Origin of the sequence: Aeromonas sp. 602200 (assembly GCF_049173895.1) — a bacterium.
Taxonomy (GTDB): Bacteria; Pseudomonadota; Gammaproteobacteria; order Enterobacterales; family Aeromonadaceae; genus Aeromonas; species Aeromonas veronii_A.
In genome coordinates this window covers 165,547-183,704 of sequence record NZ_JAAKSL010000008.1, presented here as the reverse complement: position 1 = coordinate 183,704, position 18,158 = coordinate 165,547, and the positions used below count along the sequence as shown (strand labels likewise).

The following is an 18,158-nucleotide window of genomic DNA, read 5'->3' as shown; positions in this document are numbered from 1 at the left end:
TCCCATGCCGAACTCAGAAGTGAAACGCGGTAGCGCCGATGGTAGTGTGGCATTCGCCATGCGAGAGTAGGACACTGTCAGGCACCTATTTAGAAGAGGCCTCCCATTCGGGAGGCCTTTTTGCATTTCTGCGTTCCAAAAATCTGCCATGCCGCTGGCATTTTAGTAAAAGTGCTGGGCTATCAAGGGATTGCCCGTTACTCTTTAGCCGTTACCGATTAACACGTGATGCTGCCAGCGAGGTATTGATGGCTACGTTGAAGGAAATTGCACAGGAAGCGGGGGTTTCTCTCGCGACGGTATCCCGGGTACTGAACGAGGATCCCAGCCTGAGCGTCAAGGAAGAGACCAAGCAGCGGATCTTCGAGATTGCTGAACGGCTGGAGTACAAGACCAGCAGCGCCCGCAAGGGGGTACACAAGAGCAAGCTGCACTTTCTGGTGGTCTATGCCTATCCCCAGAGTACCGAGGTCAACGACCCTTACTATCTCGCCATCCGTTATGGCATCGAGACCCAGAGTGCCCGCCTCAATATCGAACTGACCCATCTCTACAACTGCGGTGAAGGGCGCGAACTGAGCGCCGTGGATGGCATTCTGGTGGTCGGTACCCTCACAGCCGAGCGTCTCGTCCAGCTAAGGGCTTGTTCCAGCCAGCTGGTGTTTGTCGACTGCCGTTCACAGGGAGAGTTCGACTCGGTCGATGTGGATCTCGCTCTGATCAGCCAGCAGGTCGTCGACTACTTTATTGCGCAGGGGCACCAGCGCATCGGTTATATCGGTGGCCAGGATGAGAATCCGGACCTGCGTGAACTGGCCTTCCGCGATTATGGCCAGCGACTGGGGGTGGTGCAGGAGAGCGATCTCTATCGTGGCGACTTCTCCAGCGCTTCCGGCTACCAGTTGGCGAAGGAGATGCTGGCCGGCGACTGGCCCAAGGCGCTGTTCGTCGCCTCCGACTCCATCGCCATCGGTGTGCTGCGTGCCATCCACGAGAAGGGGCTGGCGATTCCCCAGCAGATCGAGCTTATCAGCGTCAACGATATTCCGACCGCCAAGTTCACCTTCCCGCCGCTCTCCACGGTGCGGATCCACTCCGAGTTGATGGGCTCCCAGGGGGTCAATTTGCTGGTTGAGCGGCTGCGAGACGAGCGGGATATTCCACTCCGGGTGCTGGTACCGAGCAAGTTGACCCTGCGTGGCACCACCTGCTGATTTTAGTAAAACATTCTGCTTTTTAGTCGCACCATCTTGCGGTGGTGCGACACATCTCCCTAGCAAACCTCTTTCCCATATCATCCAACAACTTCATATCATATTGTTTTATAGTTGATTTTATTGCAGCTCAGCCAGCTACTATCAACATCCATGCCACTCATCCATATCTTGCCCTCCTTTATCCCCCGCTTCTGATCTCGCTCACAAAACCATCTGTTCATTGTGATCAGGTTAAAACTTTACCAACTCAAAGCTGATATTTAGTAAATGTTTATCTAGAGTTTACCCAGTTAACGTTGCCTTGTTCCGGGAGGACATGTGAATAACTGGGAAAACGTCCAATTCGTTGGTGAAAACAGGCTGGCCCCGCGCGCCTACTTCTTCTCTTATGCCGACCACGCGCTGGCGGCCACCATGCAGCGCGAGCTGAGCCGCCGTTTTCTGAGCCTTGGCGGCCAGTGGCAGTTCCACTACTTCGACCACCCCCTGCAGGTGCCGGAGGCCTTCTATCACAGCCCCATGAGCGAGTGGGGCCAGATCACCGTGCCCAACATGTGGCAGATGGAAGGACATGGCCAGTTGCAGTACACCGACGAAGGTTTTCCCTTCCCCATCGATGTGCCCTTCGTGCCGACCAACAACCCCACCGGCGCCTATCAGCGCAGCTTCACACTGAGCCCGGCCTGGGACGGCGAGCAGGTGATCATCAAGTTTGACGGGGTGGAAACCTACTTCGAGGTCTATGTGAACGGCCAGTATGTCGGCTTCAGCAAGGGGAGCCGTCTCACTGCCGAGTTCGATATCAGCGCCTACGCCAACATTGGCGAGAACCTGCTGTCAGTGCGGGTGATGCAGTGGGCTGACTCCACTTATATTGAAGATCAGGATATGTGGTGGATGGCGGGGATCTTCCGCGACGTCTATCTGGTGGGCAAACCGGTCGCCCATGTGCAGGACTTCTTCATCCGCACCGCGCTGGCCGACGACAATCAAAGCGCTACCCTGAGCTGCGATATCCAGCTGGAAAATCTGGGGGCTGCTGCCTGTGATCACCGTCTGGTCTGGTCGCTGCTGGATCAGGGCAACGAGCTCGCCAGCGGTTCGCTCGACCATCTCGCCATCGACGGCAAGTGTGATTGCCGCTTCACGCTGGATCTGGCCAGCCCCCATCTGTGGAACGCCGAAGACCCGTACCTCTACCAGCTGCAACTCTCCCTCTACAACGGTCAGGGCGAGCTGCTGGAAGTGATCCCGCAGCGGGTCGGGGTGCGTGAAATCAAGGTCAAGGATGGCCTCTTCTACGTCAACGGCCACTACCTCAAGCTGCACGGGGTGAACCGCCACGACAACGACCACCTCAAGAGCCGCGCGGTCGGCATGGACCGGGTGGAACGCGATATCGTGCTGATGAAGCAGCACAACCTCAACTCGGTGCGCACCGCCCACTACCCGAATGACCCGCGCTTCTATGAGCTGTGCGACCAGTACGGCCTGTTCGTGATGGCGGAGACTGACGTGGAGACCCACGGTTTTGCCAACGTCGGCGATCTCAGCCGCATCACCGACGATCCCTTCTGGGAGCCGGTGTTCGTGGATCGCATCGAGCGCCATGTTCACGCCCAGAAGAACCACCCCTCCATCATTATCTGGTCGCTCGGCAACGAGTCCGGCTACGGCTGCAACATCAGAGCCATGTACCAGCGCTGCAAGGCGATCGACCCGACCCGGCTGGTGCATTACGAAGAGGATCGCGATGCCGAGGTGGTGGATGTGGTCAGTACCATGTATTCGCGCGTCTCCCAGATGAACTGCTTCGGCGAGTTCCCGATGGAGAAGCCGCGCATCCTCTGCGAATACGCCCACGCCATGGGTAATGGCCCGGGTGGCCTCAGCGAATACCAGCAGGTGTTTGACCGCCATCCCCACATTCAGGGTCACTACATCTGGGAGTGGTGCGATCACGGCATTCTGGATCAGGACGAGCAGGGGCGCCCCGTTTACAAGTACGGCGGCGACTACGGCGACTACCCCAACAACTACAACTTCTGCATGGATGGCCTCATCTATCCGGATCAGACCCCGGGGCCTGGCCTGCGCGAATACAAGCAGGTGATCTGCCCGGTCAAGGTGCGCGCTCTGGATCTGGCGAGCGGCAAGCTGGCGGTCGAAAACCGCTACTGGTTCTCCACTCTCGACGATATCCGTCTGCTGGTCGAAGTGAAAGCCGAGGGCGAACTGCTGGCCAGCCAGCAAATCCGACTTGAAGGGATTGCCCCCGGTGCCACTACCGATCTGCAACTCGAACTGCCATCCCTCGATGGGCGGGAAACCTTCGTCCAGCTGCGGGTCATCAAGGCCAGTGCCACCCGCTACAGCGCGGCGGAGCACGAGCTGGGCCAGTACCAGTTCCGGCTGAAAGAGTCGACTCGCCAGCTGCTGCCCTTTGCCAATCCCAATGCTACTGCGCTGCAGATTGCCGATGAGCGCCTCGCGCTGACCCTGAGTGGCAGCGGCTTTGCCCTGCGTTTCTCGCGCCTCGACGGCAAGCTGGTGAGCTGGCAGCAGGATGGTATCGAGCTGATTGAGCGCGCGCCGCGCCTCACCTTCTTCAAGCCGATGATCGACAACCACAAGCAGGAGTACGAGAGCCTGTGGCACCCGAATCACCTGCAGATCATGCAGGAGCACTTCCGCACCTTAAGCTGGCGCCAGCTGGGTGAGGCGGTCGAGGTGACGGTCGAGAGCCTGATCGCGCCGCCGGTGTTCGATTTCGGCATGCGCTGCCGCTACGTCTACACCCTGAGCCCGAACGGTCAGCTGCACGTGGCACTCTCCGGCCAGCCCTACGGTGGCTATGACGACATCATCCCCAAGATCGGCTTCGAGCTGGGTATTCGTCAGGATCTCGACCGGGTGCACTACTACGGCATGGGACCGGGCGAGAACTATCAGGACAGCCGCCAGAGCAACTGGATCGACAGCTTCCAGAGTACAGTCAGCGAGATGTGGGAGCACTACCCCTTCCCACAGGATAACGGCAACCGCCAGCAGGTGCGCTGGGCGACCCTGACCAACCGTCACAGCGCCGGTCTCTACGTGCGGCCCGATGCCCCCATCAACCTGAGCGTCTGGCCCTACAGCTGGGAGCATATCCACGCGGCGCAGCACATCAACGAGCTGGAGCCCTGCGGTTATCTCACCCTCAATTTGGATCACAAGGTACTGGGGCTCGGCTCCAACTCCTGGGGCTCCGAGGTGCTGGACTCCTGGCGGGTGCGCTTCGAGCCGTTCTGCTTCGGCCTGACCCTGCTGCCCATCGCCCGTGGCAACCTCAATCCGGCTGCGCTGGCCGGGCTCGACCTCACCATCAACGGCGGGAGGAACCTCGCATGATCACCCTGGACAACCTGACCCTGTTCAAAAACATCTACCGGGAGGGCAAGAAGTGGGGCCGCTGCGTGGAGGCCATCAACAACCTGCCGAACCTCAAGCCCGGCATCTGCCACTCCATCGGTGACTCCCTCACCTACCGCTTGCAGGAGGGGGTCAGCCCGGCCACCTCACTGTTCGAGGGGCAGCGCCGCTACTTCGACGTCCACTACTACCTGGAAGGGGAAGAGACGGTGGAGTGGGCTGCCAAGCCGGATCTGCGGGTCGAGCAGGCTTATGACGACACCACAGACCGCGAGTGGCTGGCCGGTGAGGTGCGTGAGCGCCAGCAGGTGGGCAACGGGCAGGTGGTGATCTTCGAGAACGACGAGGCTTACAGGTTTGTCGGCGACAGCCCGGTGCGCAAGGTGATCATCAAGGTCACCGTCGAAGGCGGCTACTTCAAGAACAAATAACAAGCCGCCGGTTCTGCACTGATAAAAGCCGGAAGGGCGGGGCTCACCCTACAACCCATGCCCCGCTCTTTCGCTAGATAACTACAGGTCTGGAGATGCACCATGTCTGATTCCAAACGCAATACGATAGGCAAGTTTGGTCTGCTGTCGCTCACCTTCGCGGCGGTATTCAGCTTCAACAACGTCATCAACAACAACATCGAGATCGGTCTGGCCTCGGCCCCGATGTTCTTTCTGGCCACCATTTTTTACTTCATTCCGTTTTGCCTGATCATTGCGGAGTTCGTGTCACTGAATAAGAACTCCGAAGCGGGCGTCTATGCCTGGGTGAAGAGCTCCCTCGGCGGTCGCTGGGCCTTCATCTCCGCCTACACCTACTGGTTCGTGAACCTGTTCTTCTTCACCTCCTTGCTGCCGCGGGTCATCGCCTACGCCTCCTATGCCTTCCTCGGCTACGAGTACATTCTCACCCCGGTGGCGACCACGGCATTGAGCATGGTGCTGTTTGCCTTTGCCACCTATGTCTCCACCAACGGCGCCAAGATGCTGGGCCCCATCACTTCGGTGACCTCCTCCCTGATGCTGCTGCTGACCCTCTCCTACATCCTGCTGGCAGGTGCGGCACTGGTGGGCGGCGTACAGCCGGCCGACCCCATCACGGTAGAGGCCATGATCCCCGATTTCAGCTGGGCCTTCCTCGGCATCACCACCTGGATCTTTATGGCAGCCGGTGGCGCCGAGTCGGTGGCGGTCTACGTCAATGACGTGAAAGGGGGCTCCAAGTCTTTCGTGAAGGTGATCATCATCGCCGGGATCTTTATCGGCGTGCTCTACTCCATCGCCTCGCTGTTGATCAACGTGTTCGTACCGAGCGGCACCCTGAAGTACACCGGCGGCTCGGTGCAGGTGTTTGAGGGGTTGGCGGCCTACTTCGGCTTGCCGGAGATCCTGATGAACCGCTTCGTCGGTCTGGTCTCCTTCACCGCCATGTTCGGCTCCCTGCTGATGTGGACGGCGACCCCGGTGAAGATCTTCTTCTCCGAGATCCCGGCCGGCATCTTCGGCAAGAAGACGGTCGAGCTGAACGAGAACGGCGTGCCCGCCCGTGCAGCCTGGATCCAGTACCTCATCGTGCTGCCGCTGATGGTGATCCCGACCCTGGGCTCCAACACTGCGCAGGATCTGATGAACACCGTCATCAACATGACCGCTGCCGCTTCCATGCTGCCGCCGCTGTTCATCATGCTGGCTTACCTCAATCTGCGCCTAAAGCTCGACCACCTGCCGCGGGATTTCAAGATGGGTTCGCGCACCACCGGCATCACCGTGGTGTCGGTGCTGATCGCCATCTTCTCGGTGGGCTTCCTCGCCTCCACCTTCCCGACCGGTGCCGACATCATGACCATCATCTTCTACAACGTCGGCGGGATCGTGATTTTCCTCGGCTTCGCCTGGTGGAAATACAACAGATACGAGGCCTCCCTCAGTGCCGAAGCGCGCGCGAAAGAGGCCCAGCCGGCGGCGCAGGTTGCCATGCAGACGCCATAGGCACGGTTTTTAATCCCAATCAAACCGGGTGGCCGTTGGCCACCCGCAAACCGTTGAACCAGAAAAGGAAAAGAGCATGAGCGAGACGATCGAGTTTGCCGAATTCAAACGGGTCGAGATGAAGGTGGGCAAGGTGCTGGCGGTGGTGCGTCACCCCGGGGCCGACAAACTCTACATCGTCCAGATCGACGTGGGTGGCGAGCGGCCGCTGCAGACCGTCACCAGTCTGGTGCCTTATTACAGCGAAGAGGAGCTGATGGGCAGCGAGGTGGTGGTACTGACCAACCTCAAGCCCACCAGGATGCGCGGTGAGCGTTCCGAGTGCATGTTGCTCTGCGCCGAGACCCCGGACGAGAGCCAGAGCGTACTGTTGCAACCGCGGGTGCCGATGGCGCCGGGCACCCCGATCGTCTGAACGATATTGCGAGCCGGTGCGGGAGACGGCACCGGTTCATCTACGAGGCCGTCCACGCGGCCCGATCATAACAAGAGAGTAAAGCGCGGGGCCGACAGACCCTTGCCGAACACATCACAGAGTCACAGCGTTACCCGCAGGGAGCGCGAGTCCACTGGAGGACACCATGTCTGAATCCGTACGCGGCACCATAGGCAAGTTTGCCCTGTTGTCGATGACCTTTGCCGCCGTGTTCAACGTGCGCAACATCGTCAACAACAACATCGAGCTGGGGCTCAGCTCCGCCCCCATCTTCCTGCTGGCGACCATCGTCTACTTCATTCCGTTCGTCTTCATCATTGCCGAGTTCGTCTCTGCCAATAAAAACTCCGAGTCGGGGATGTACGACTGGCTTAAAAAACCGCTCGGCACCCGGATGGCCTATCTGGGCTCGTTTCTCTACTGGTTCGTAAACCTGTTCTGGTTCGTCTCCCTGCTGCCCAACGTCATCGCCTACGCCTCCTACGCCATGCTGGGCTATGAGTACAGCTTCTCGCCCATGGTCACCTCGATCATCTCCATCGTGCTGTTTGCGGCGGCGACCCACATCTCCACCAAGGGAGCGAGCTGGCTCGGCAAGATTGCCGAAATAGTGGCCTACGGTGTATTTGCCCTGTTCGCCATCTATGTGCTGGGCGCCCTGATGGCTCTGAGTGGCGATCATGTGCCGGCCCAGCCCATCACGTTGGAGGCGATGACTCCCACCGTCAACTGGGCGACCCTCGGCATCATGTGCTGGATCTTTCAGGCGGCAGGCGGTGCCGAGACCGCGGCGGCCTACCTCAATGACGTGAAGGGGGGCCAGAAGTCCTTTATCAAGGTGATCATCAGTGCGGGTATCGTCATCGGTGCCATGTATGCGGTAGGTTCCCTGCTGGTGAACGTGTTCGTGCCGCGCGAGAGCCTCACCTATGCCGGCGGCATGGTGGAGATCTTCACCGGCATGGCGCAGTATTTCGGGCTTTCCGAGGCGCTGGTGGGCCGCTTCGTCGGTGTGGTGCTGTTTATCGCCATGTTCGGTTCCATGATGATGTGGACCTCGGCGCCGGTGAAGATCCACTTCTCCGAGATCCCGCAGGGGGTCTACGGCGAGAAGACCACCCAGCTCAACGAGCACGGCGTGCCGGTGCGCGCCGCCTGGTGGCAGTTTGTCTTCGTGTTCGCGATGCTGGTGGTCAACGGCTTCGGCTCCGAGTCGGTGCAGCAGATGATGAACACCGCCATCAACCTCACCGCCGGCACAGCCATGCTGCCGCCGATCTTCATCATGGTGGCCTACTTCGTGTTCCGCTGGAAACATGACGACACCCCCCGCGACTTCCGTATGGGGTCGCGCAAGTTCGGGATGGGCGTGGTGTCGGTGCTGATCGCCATCTTCGTGGTGAGCATGAGTGCCTCCGCCTTCCCGGCCGGGGTGGATCTGGTGCGCGCCTTCTTCATCAACGTCTTTATGACCGCGGTCTTCTCTGCGCTGGCCTACTGGTGGATCTCCCGCTTCGAGAAGCGGCAGACCCGCAAGCTTGCCGGCAATGAGAAGAAAGGCGGCAACGGCAAGCTGGCCAGCCAGCGCTGATCGGCTGAGTGAAAAAGCGGAACGGGCGGCCTTGGTCGCCCGTTTTTTTATCCATTTTTAGCCGTTTTGGAGCTGTCAGGGCCGTTTCATCGTCAACTTTTGCTGCTCGATATGGCGACGGCGTTAAGCATTGATGAACAATTATTCGCCGCTCAACTTTGCGCCTCTCCGTTATCGGGGTAAGCTGGAGGTTCGTTTTAGCGGGAGGTGCCAGACATCTCCCGCTCTGTTTCTTGTCCTCCCCAATCCTGACTGCCGCCACGGCAGCAGGATGCCCTTCTGATGGAGACCTTTCGTGCGTCTGGATCCCTTTACTGTTGTGCTGATTGCGGTGGTCACCCTGGCCTCCCTCTTTCCCTGCGAGGGGCAGGTGGCTGCCTGGTTCGGTCTGCTGACCAAGCTGGCGGTGGCGCTCCTGTTCTTCATGCATGGCGCCAAGCTGTCGCGCCAGAACCTGCTGGCGGGTCTCGGCCACTGGCGGCTTCATCTGGTGGTGATGCTCAGCACCTTCGTACTGTTTCCGCTGCTGGGGCTGCTGCTCACCCCGCTGGTACCGGGCTGGTTGAGCCCGGCCATCTACCTCGGCTTCCTCTATCTCTGCGCTTTGCCAGCCACCGTGCAGTCGGCCATCGCCTTTACCTCGATGGCGGGGGGCAATGTGTCGGCGGCGGTATGCAGCGCCTCGGCCTCCAGCATCCTCGGAATCTTCCTCTCGCCGGTGCTGGTGGGGATGATGATCCACGTGCAGGGGGAGGGGATCGACACCTGGCACTCCATCCAGTCCATCATGATGCAGCTGATGCTGCCGTTCGTGGTGGGCCACCTGTCGCGTCCGCTGATCGGTCGCTGGGTCGACAGCCATCGGCCGCTCATCGGCAAGCTGGATCAGAGCTCTATCCTGCTGGTGGTCTACGTCGCCTTCAGCGAGGCGGTGGTGCAGGGGATTTGGCATCAAGTAGGCTGGTACGATCTGGCCAGTATCGTGCTGCTGAGCTGCATCTTGCTGGCGTTGGTGCTCTGCTGGAACGTCTGGATCAGCCGTCGCCTCGGCTTCGACAAGGCGGACGAGATCACCATCGTCTTCTGCGGCTCCAAGAAGAGTCTGGCCAACGGGGTGCCGATGGCCAACGTCATGTTCCCGGCCGCCAGCGTCGGGGTGATGGTGCTGCCGCTGATGATCTTCCACCAGATCCAGCTGATGGTCTGCGCCGTGCTGGCCCGCCGCTATCACGAGCAGGGGCATTGATACTCGCGCCGTTTTGACTGCCATAACAAGAGGGAGGCCCGTTGGCCTCCCTCTTTTCATCTGCATGTCGACCGGCGTGCTAGCGTTTACGCCAGACGGTCAGCTGCGCCACCGTGTGCTGGTATTTGCGGGCGGTCTCGCGGATGACGAAGGGCACATCCCGGGGCGGGCAGTGCTCCTCGAACTCCGCCGCCAGCAGCCGTTGCAGCGCCTGATAGGTGGTGAGCGCCTCGCCGTTTTCGCGAATGCCGCCGAGCCAGTTGGCGGGCGGGGTATATTCCGCCAGCCAGGTGTAGGGGCTGGTGAGCACCAGCAGGCCACCGCTGCGCAGCCGGGGGGCGATATCCCGCAGGAAGCGGGCGGGCTCCCGCAGCCGGTCGATGAGGTTGGAGGCGAGCACAAGATCGTAGTGGTCATATTTGGGCTTGAGGTTGCAGGCATCCCCCTGACTGAAGTGGATGCGCTCAGCCTGACTTGCCCCCAGCCCGTGGCTCGACAGGCGCGCCTCGCAATACTCCACCAGTTCCCCCTCCAGTGGAATGGCATAGCGGAAACTGTCCTGACTGGCGAGGGCCAGCGCCACATCGATGAAGCGGGCCGAGTAGTCCACCCCGTCCACATGCTGGAAGTAGCGAGCCAGTTCGAAACTGGCGCGGCCGGTGGCGCAGCCGATATCCAGCGCCCGCTGGTGGTTGCTGCACAGCTCGCCAGCAAGATCAGCAAGCGTCTTGGCGTAGTTGGCTACCCCGAAGTGGCTCGGGCCGTACTGGAAGTCGAGGTACTGAGCGACCAGCGTGTCGGTTTCATAGGGATTCACGATAACGGGTTCCTGATAACGGGAGACCAGATAGCGGAAACCCGCATGCTGGAAGAAGTGACGCCGGAAGGCGTAACGGGATGATTTGAGCGCTTCGTTACCTGTGCTGATCCAGCTGCCGCCCTTGATCAGGGTGTGCTTGCCATCAAAGGTGGGGGTGGAGAAGTCGTCGTAGAGCGGGTGGATTTTAAAGCCGTCGAAGCCATCGATGGCGGTGCTGGTCCACTGCCAGACATTGCCCACCAGATCGAAGAACTCCCCTTGCGGGCAGGCATCCACCGGGCAGGAGGAGGCAAAACGGGCCAGATTGATATTGCCGGGGGCTTCCGTCCAGTCCGGCTGATCGCCGGGTAGCTGCTCGCGCAGCAGCATCCATTCCGCCTCGCTCGGCAGCTGGATGGGGAGTCCGGTCCGGGCCGCCTGCCAGCGACAGAAGGCAGCCGCCTCCAGCTGATTCACCTCGACTGGCCAGTCCCATGGCATGGCGACCTGCTCGGTCATTAGCCGCAGTTGCAATTGTTCGGGCTCGGTGGGATCTCCCACCCAGAAGGTGGGCATCTGCGCCTTGGCGTACTGGCACCAGCCCCATCCCTCCTCATCCCACCACTGTTGCTGGTCGTAGCCGCCCGCCTGGACGAAGGCGAGGTACTCGGCATTGCTCACCAGCATGCGGCTGGCCTGAAACGGGGCCAGCTCGATATGGCGCTCGCCATATTCGTTGTCCCAGCCGTAGGTGGCATCTTGCTTGCCAAGGCGCACCTTGCCGCCGGCCACCGGCAGCAGGCTGTTGGCGGGCACCTGATCAATGCGGTGGCGGGCTTCGGTGCAGGCGGGCCAATAAGGCTGCGGCCGCACCCAGGCGAGCGGCAACTGGCGGATCAGCACGCTGGAGGTCTCGAGGTGGATGCGCTCGTGCTCTATCCCCATCAGGATCACCCAGGCCGGGCTCTGCCAGTCGATGGGCAGGGTGAGCGGCATCTGGCGAATAAAATCGCACACCAGCGAACGGACTTTAGCCCGATAGCTGCGCAGCTCGCTGACTTTGGGCCAGTCGTAGTGGGTCTCGTCCAGATCGTCCCAGCTCATTTCGTCCACCCCGATGGCGACCATAGCCTCGATGCGGGCATCCAGCCGCTGGTCGATCAGGCGCGCCGCCAGCAGCTTGTTGATAAAGAAGGCGGCGGTGTGGCCGTAGTAGAAGATGAGTGGGTGGCGCAGTGGGATCGCCTTGTTGAACCAGGCCCGCTCATCGGCCAGACAGTCGAACAGTGAGTCGTAGAGATCGAAGGTCTGGCAGAAGTAGGCGAGCAGCTCGCGCCGTTTCTGCTCGGGATCGCTGCCGGTCAGCAACGGGGTGCGAGTCGGTTCCGGCAGACCGGTGGCGGTGGCATAGAGAGGGCTTGCTTGGGTCACGCTCTGACTCCTTGTTGGCAGTGAAGACTGACAAGACAGTGGTAATGACATTACCGCAATGGAGAGCTTGGTACGCACGAAGTACCACTATTGGCTCAATAGACCGGCAGGGCAATTAAAAACTTCCACGGGCTGTCAGCATAGTGACCGGCAGGATGACCCGCCAATCAGCCACAATCATATCCGTTCGAGAATGGTTATTTTCACCAAAATATGGTCTAAATGGCTCTCTAAATTTTTCTGTCTGTTCAGGTGTAAATGGTTATTTCCTTTTGAATCATCGTGTTAATTTTTGGCTCATGCTTTGCAGAGCATGAAAACCAATTGGCCCTGGATGGCCAACACATAAGGAGGAGAGTAGTGATGAAATGGATGATGGTTGTCATGTTGATGGCAGGGCTCAGTGGTTGTCACTGGCTGGATCAGACCAGAGTGACCGGAACGGGGGCTGTGGTCGAGCGCCAGCAGGTGCTCGGTGACGGGGTGACCCGGGTGCTGGCGGGTGTGCCTGCCACCCTCCATCTGGTAGCGGGGGAGCCGCGCGGCATCCTGATCAAGGGGCAGGAGAACCTGCTGCCCTATCTGGTGCTGACCGAGAGCGGCGACAAGCTGGAGATCGAGGTGAAGGAGGGTTACCGGCTCGATCCTACCGAGCCGCTGGAGCTGACCATCACCTTGCCGGTGTTGAACGAACTGGCATTGGCCGGGACCGGCAACGGCGATCTGAGCGGCTTCAAGGGCGATGAGCTGGTGCTGTCGGTGGCCGGTACCGGTGACATCGTCGCCAGTCAGCTGGAGCTGAAACGGCTGGAAGGGAATATCGCTGGCACCGGCAGTCTGGAGCTGGGCAGCGGTTCGGCGCAGGCCATCGAGCTGAACATTGCCGGATCTGGCGACGTGCTCGGGAGCGAGATGCGCGGCAACGAGGTAGAGGTCAATATCGCCGGTAGTGGTGATGTGGCGGTACGGGCGCAGGAGACGCTGAAAGTCGGCATCGCCGGCTCAGGCAACATCGCCTACTGGGGCGATCCCAAGGTGGAGCAGCAGATCGCAGGCTCCGGCGGCGTGACCCGAGCGGGCAGCTGATATCAACCGATCACCACAACTGGAACAGGCCCGCAACGGGCCTGTGTTGATCAGAGGTGGCGGGCGTGAAAGCGCAGGTGCGCCTCGATAAAGCTCGCCACGAAGTAGTAGCTGTGGTCATAGCCCTCGTGGCGGTTGAGCTCCAGTGGCCACTCCTTGCTGGCGGCCACTTCGGCCAGCGCATCGATATGCAACTGCTCGGCGAGGAAGGGATCATCCAGCCCCACATCCACCAAGGTTGGTAGCGGTGTGACCGGCTGGTGGCGCAGCAGCTGGCAGGCATCCCACTCCTGCCACAACAGCGGATTGCTGCCGAGATAGGCGCCAAGCGCCTTCTGGCCCCAGGGGCAGCGGCTAGGGTGGCAAATGGGGCTAAACGCCGACACCGAGCGGTAGCGACCCGGCTCTCGCAACGCGGCGATCAGCGCACCGTGACCGCCCATGGAGTGGCCGCTGATGGCGCGCCGGGTCGAGACCGGGAAGTGGGTCTCTATCAAGTCAGGCAGTTCGCGGGTGACGTAGTCATACATCTGGTAGTGCGCCTGCCAGGGGCTCTGGCTGGCATTGACGTAAAAGCCTGCGCCCATGCCGAGGTCATAACCGGGGTCGTCGGCTATGCCGTCGCCACGGGGGCTGGTGTCCGGCGCCACCAGTGCGATGCCGAGCTCGGCGGCGATGCGGTGTGCCCCCGCCTTCTGCATGAAGTTCTCATCGGTGCAGGTGAGGCCGGAGAGCCAGTAGAGCACGGGTACCTTCTGGCCGGTAAGGGCCTGAGGCGGCAGATAGATGGCAAAATTCATCTCGCAGCCGAGCACGCTGGCGTGGTGGCGATAGCGCTTGTGCCAGCCGCCGAAGCTCTTGTTGCTGCTGATAATCTCCAGATTCATCGAAAGACTCCTGCACCCCGCCCACGATGGCGGGCGGGGTGATCATGCTCAGTAGTGGATGACGGTGCGGATGCTCTTGCCTTGGTGCATCAGATCGAACGCCTCGTTGATCTGTTCCAGCGGCATGGTGTGGGTGATGAAGTCATCGAGGCGGAACTCACCTTGCATGTAGCGCTGCACATAGCTCGGCAGTTCGCTGCGACCGCGTACCCCGCCAAAGGCGCTGCCACGCCAGACCCGACCTGTCACCAGTTGGAACGGACGGGTGCTGATCTCCTGACCCGCTCCGGCGACGCCGATGATGACCGATTCGCCCCACCCCTTGTGGCAGCACTCGAGCGCCGCGCGCATCACCTTGACGTTGCCGATGCACTCGAAGGAGAAGTCGACGCCGCCGTCGGTCAGCTCGACGATCACCTCCTGAATCGGTTTGTCGTAGTCGTTCGGGTTGATGCAGTCGGTGGCGCCCAGCTTGCGGGCCAGTTCGAACTTGCTCTCGTTGATGTCGATGGCGATGATGCGACCGGCCTTGGCCAGACGAGCCCCGATCACCGCCGAGAGGCCGATGCCGCCCAGCCCGAAGATGGCGACGCTCTCACCCTCTTTCACCTTGGCGGTGTTCATCACGGCGCCGATGCCGGTGGTGACGCCGCAACCGAGCAGGCAGACCTCTTCCAGCGGGGCGGCCGGGTCCACCTTGGCGATGGAGATCTCCGGCAGTACCGTGTATTCGCTGAAGGTGGAGGTGCCCATGTAGTGATAGATGGGCTGGCCATCTTTCGAGAAGCGGGTGGTACCGTCCGGCATCAGCCCCTTGCCTTGGGTGGCGCGGATCTTCTGGCAGAGGTTGGTCTTGCCGGATTTGCAGAATTTGCACTCGCCGCATTCGGGGGTGTAGAGCGGGATCACGTGATCGCCCACCTTGACGCTGGTGACCCCTTCGCCGACCGATTCGACGATGCCGCCCCCCTCGTGACCGAGAATGCAGGGGAAGACCCCTTCCGGATCTTCACCGGAGAGGGTGAAGGCATCGGTGTGGCAGACGCCGGTCGCGACGATGCGCACCCGCACTTCGCCCGCTTGCGGTGGCATGACCTCGACTTCTTCGATGGAGAGGGGCTGACCCGGACCCCAGGCGATGGCGGCCTTACACTTGATGCTTTGAACCTGTGCCATGAATGACATCCTTCTTGTTGAGCAGGGTGAACAGAGATGAGTTCGGACATTCAGTGTAGTTTCCCGTCGATTTGGTGATAATGAGGGCAAATCTCAAATCACTTTTACACACAGGTAATAATGTTCGGCTGGGAAGGGATCTGTGAATTTGTCAGCGTGGCGGAGCAGGGGGGCTTTACCCCGGCTGCGCGCAAGCTGGGAGTGTCGGTGGCGCAAGTCAGCCGTCAGGTGGCACAGCTGGAAGATCGGCTGCAGGCCAAGTTGCTGCTGCGTACCACCCGTCAGGTGCGGCTCACCGAGCTTGGCGAGATCTACTATCGCCACTGCCGTCAGCTGCTGGACAACCTCTACGAGGCGGAGCTGGCGGTGGGGCGTCATCAGGCGGTGCCGCAGGGTACCCTGCGCATCACGGCCCCCGTCTCCTACGGCGAGAGCCGCATCGCCCCGCTGGTGAACGACTTCATGGTGCGTTTCCCCCAGCTGGAGGTGAACCTCAACCTCACCAACCAGCTGCTGGATCTGGTGCATGAGGGTTACGATCTGGCGCTGCGGCTCGGCCATCTCAAGGATTCGACGCTGGTGGCGCGCAAGCTGGCGCAGCGGGTGCCCTATGTCTGCGCCTCACCGGCTTACACCGCCCGCCACGGCATGCCCAACAGCCTCTCCGAGCTGACCCGCCACACCTGTCTGGTGGGCAACAGCGACGAGTGGCACTTCACCCTGGATGGCCGCCCCCACAGCGTACGGGTGCGCGGCTTGTTGCAGTGCAACAGTGGCCACGCCCTGCTGGATGCGGCTCTCAAGGGGATCGGCATCATCCAGCTGCCGGACTACTACGTGAGCGACCATCTGGCCCGGGGCGAATTGATCGAGCTGCTGCCGGAACTGCGAGCGCCGGCGGAGGGGATCTGGGCCCTCTATCCCCATAACCGCCACCTCTCCCCCAAGGTGCGGCTGCTGGTGGACTACCTCGCCGAGCGGCTGAGCGACCCGCAGCAACCGGCGCTGGTGATGCCGATAGGCTAGGGCGCTTCCCAGCCGCTGACTTACCGGCGGTGGGCGACAGGTGCGATGGCCGGAAAATAAAAGAGCCCTTGAGGAATCAAGGGCTCTTTTGCAGGTAACAACCGGATGGTCAGCGACCCATCACTCGATGTTCTGGATCTGCTCGCGCATCTGCTCGATGAGGACTTTCAGCTCGACGGCGGACTGGGTCACTTCGGCGTTGATCGACTTCGAACCGAGGGTGTTAGACTCGCGGTTGAACTCCTGCATCATGAAGTCGAGACGGCGACCGCAGGCGCCACCCTTCTTCATGATCTTGTTGGTTTCGCTGATGTGCATCTCCAGACGATCCAGCTCTTCGGCCACGTCGATCTTCTGGGCCAGCATGACGATCTCCTGCTCGATGCGGGCCGGATCCAGCTCCACCTTGGCTTCGGCCAGACGGTCGGTGAGCTTCTGGCGCTGCCACTCGATGATCTGCGGCAGATGGACGCGCACCTTCTTCACTTCCACCTGAATGCCGGCCAGACGCTGTTCGATCAGGGCCTTGAGGTTGGCCCCTTCGCTGGCGCGGGAGGCGAGGAAATCTTCCATGGTCAGGTCGAAACCGGCCATCAGCTCGGTGGCGACCGCGTCCATGTCCTGCTCGGCGGCAGCCATGACGCCCGGCCAGCGCAGTACATCGACCGGGTTGAGCTGGCCCTGGCCCGCCTCTTTCATTACCCAGCTGGCGCTGTCGATAATCAGCTTGGCCAGCTCTTCATTGATATGGAGCTGGCTGGCTGCGGCCTGAGCGGCCTCGAAGCGCAGGTTGCACTCCACCTTGCCGCGCTGCAGTTTGGCGCGGAAACGCTCACGCAGAACCGGCTCCAGGCTGCGCAGTTGCTCCGGCAGGCGAATGTAGGTTTCCAGATAGCGCTGGTTGACCGAACGAATTTCCCAAACGGCTGTGCCCCAGTCGCCCTTGAATTCCTTGCGGGCGTAGGCGGTCATGCTGTGAATCATTGATTGTTCCGGGCTTGATGAAGTGTGCGGCCAGTATACTCAGCCCGGCCCTGCTCGTCAGCCGATGCCGTGGTTTTAGCGGCTGATATTTGGGGCGGGATCACTTATAATCCCCCGCCAATTTGAGCCAGCCCAGAGGTCCGTTCCATGTCACGTCCAAGCGATCGCAGTGCCGCGCAACTTCGCCCGGTTACCATTACCCGCAATTTCACCAAACATGCAGAAGGCTCAGTGCTGGTGGAGTTCGGTAACACTCGCGTGCTCTGCACCGCCAGCGTCGACACCAGCGTGCCGCGCTTCCTGAAAGGGAAGAATCAGGGCTGGGTCACCGCCGAGTACGGCATGCTGCCGCGCTCCACTCACTCCCGGATGAACCGCGAAGCGGCCTCCGGCAAGCAGAGTGGCCGCACTCTGGAGATCTCCCGTCTGATCGCCCGCTCCCTGCGCGCGGCGGTAGACCTGACTGCGCTGGGCGAGCACTCCATCACAGTTGACTGTGACGTGCTGCAAGCCGATGGCGGCACCCGCACCGCCTCCATTACCGGTGCCTGTGTGGCGCTGGTGGATGCGCTGAACTGGATGGTGGAGAAGGGCATGATCAAGCAGAGTCCGCTCAAGCAGATGATCGCCGCCGTTTCCGTCGGCATGTATCAGGGCGAAGCCATCTGCGATCTGGAGTACATCGAAGACTCCGCCGCCGAGACCGACATGAACGTGGTGATGACCGAAGATGGTCGCATCATCGAGGTGCAGGGCACCGCGGAGGCCGAGCCCTTCACCCATGAAGAGCTGCTGGAGATGCTGGCGCTCGCCAAGGGCGGCATCGCCGACATCATTGCGCTGCAGAAGCAGTCGCTCTCCTGATTTTAAAAACGCGGCATTGACC

General features: G+C 61.0%; 14 protein-coding genes. 10 read left to right on the top strand and 4 right to left on the bottom strand.

Annotation, left to right across the window (positions count from 1 at the left end):
* Positions 1 to 248: 248 nt before the first annotated feature.
* The 7 genes from ebgR (at position 249) to G5221_RS11940 (ending at position 9,883) form a co-directional block, all read left to right on the top strand.
* Complete coding sequence (ebgR, locus tag G5221_RS11970; RefSeq protein WP_181223159.1) at positions 249 to 1,214, top strand: transcriptional regulator EbgR; 966 nt, start codon at positions 249 to 251, stop codon at positions 1,212 to 1,214.
* A gap of 321 nt (positions 1,215 to 1,535) precedes the next feature.
* Positions 1,536 to 4,610 carry a beta-galactosidase subunit alpha gene (gene ebgA / locus G5221_RS11965; protein WP_421263292.1) on the top strand — a complete coding sequence of 1,025 codons (3,075 nt, stop codon included), beginning with the start codon at positions 1,536 to 1,538 and terminating at the stop codon, positions 4,608 to 4,610.
* A complete protein-coding gene (locus tag G5221_RS11960; protein ID WP_421263291.1) occupies positions 4,607 to 5,062 on the top strand; it encodes a beta-galactosidase subunit beta in 456 nt (151 codons plus the stop codon). Before ebgA ends, G5221_RS11960 begins: the two co-directional genes overlap by 4 nt.
* Positions 5,063 to 5,164: 102 nt before the next feature.
* Entirely contained in the window at positions 5,165 to 6,610 is a 1,446-nt protein-coding gene (locus G5221_RS11955; RefSeq protein WP_421263290.1) for an amino acid permease, read from the top strand.
* Positions 6,611 to 6,686: 76 nt separating this feature from the next.
* Positions 6,687 to 7,025, top strand: a complete 339-nt coding sequence (locus G5221_RS11950; protein WP_335843542.1) for a tRNA-binding protein — start codon at positions 6,687 to 6,689, stop codon at positions 7,023 to 7,025.
* A 166-nt stretch (positions 7,026 to 7,191) separates the two neighbouring features.
* Complete coding sequence (locus tag G5221_RS11945) at positions 7,192 to 8,637, top strand: amino acid permease (RefSeq protein WP_421253018.1); 1,446 nt, start codon at positions 7,192 to 7,194, stop codon at positions 8,635 to 8,637.
* 295 nt (positions 8,638 to 8,932) lie between these two features.
* Positions 8,933 to 9,883, top strand: a complete 951-nt coding sequence (locus G5221_RS11940; protein WP_421263289.1) for a bile acid:sodium symporter family protein — start codon at positions 8,933 to 8,935, stop codon at positions 9,881 to 9,883.
* A gap of 79 nt (positions 9,884 to 9,962) precedes the next feature.
* Here G5221_RS11940 and ovoA read toward each other — a convergent pair whose 3' ends face one another.
* Positions 9,963 to 12,113 (bottom strand): 5-histidylcysteine sulfoxide synthase, encoded by a 2,151-nt coding sequence (gene ovoA / locus G5221_RS11935; RefSeq protein WP_421263288.1) that lies wholly within the window; start codon positions 12,111 to 12,113, stop codon positions 9,963 to 9,965.
* A gap of 363 nt (positions 12,114 to 12,476) precedes the next feature.
* On the opposite strand from ovoA, the gene G5221_RS11930 reads away from it, so the two are divergent.
* On the top strand, positions 12,477 to 13,199 hold the full coding sequence (locus tag G5221_RS11930; protein WP_108540314.1) for a head GIN domain-containing protein: 723 nt from the start codon (positions 12,477 to 12,479) through the stop codon (positions 13,197 to 13,199).
* 50 nt (positions 13,200 to 13,249) lie between these two features.
* Here the strand turns inward: G5221_RS11930 and fghA are convergent, their stop codons facing one another.
* Positions 13,250 to 14,086 (bottom strand): S-formylglutathione hydrolase, encoded by an 837-nt coding sequence (gene fghA / locus G5221_RS11925; protein WP_421263287.1) that lies wholly within the window; start codon positions 14,084 to 14,086, stop codon positions 13,250 to 13,252.
* Between the two features lie 48 nt (positions 14,087 to 14,134).
* Positions 14,135 to 15,262 carry an S-(hydroxymethyl)glutathione dehydrogenase/class III alcohol dehydrogenase gene (locus G5221_RS11920; protein WP_120416233.1) on the bottom strand — a complete coding sequence of 376 codons (1,128 nt, stop codon included), beginning with the start codon at positions 15,260 to 15,262 and terminating at the stop codon, positions 14,135 to 14,137.
* Between the two features lie 120 nt (positions 15,263 to 15,382).
* On the opposite strand from G5221_RS11920, the gene G5221_RS11915 reads away from it, so the two are divergent.
* The gene (locus G5221_RS11915; protein ID WP_421263286.1) at positions 15,383 to 16,288 is read left to right on the top strand and encodes a LysR substrate-binding domain-containing protein; all 906 of its coding nucleotides are present in this window, start codon (positions 15,383 to 15,385) and stop codon (positions 16,286 to 16,288) included.
* A gap of 120 nt (positions 16,289 to 16,408) precedes the next feature.
* Here G5221_RS11915 and G5221_RS11910 read toward each other — a convergent pair whose 3' ends face one another.
* Positions 16,409 to 17,272 (bottom strand): YicC/YloC family endoribonuclease, encoded by an 864-nt coding sequence (locus tag G5221_RS11910; RefSeq protein ID WP_421263285.1) that lies wholly within the window; start codon positions 17,270 to 17,272, stop codon positions 16,409 to 16,411.
* Positions 17,273 to 17,419: 147 nt separating this feature from the next.
* Between G5221_RS11910 and rph the strand changes: the two genes are divergently transcribed.
* A complete protein-coding gene (gene rph / locus G5221_RS11905) occupies positions 17,420 to 18,136 on the top strand; it encodes a ribonuclease PH (protein WP_005339589.1) in 717 nt (238 codons plus the stop codon).
* Positions 18,137 to 18,158: the final 22 nt, after the last annotated feature.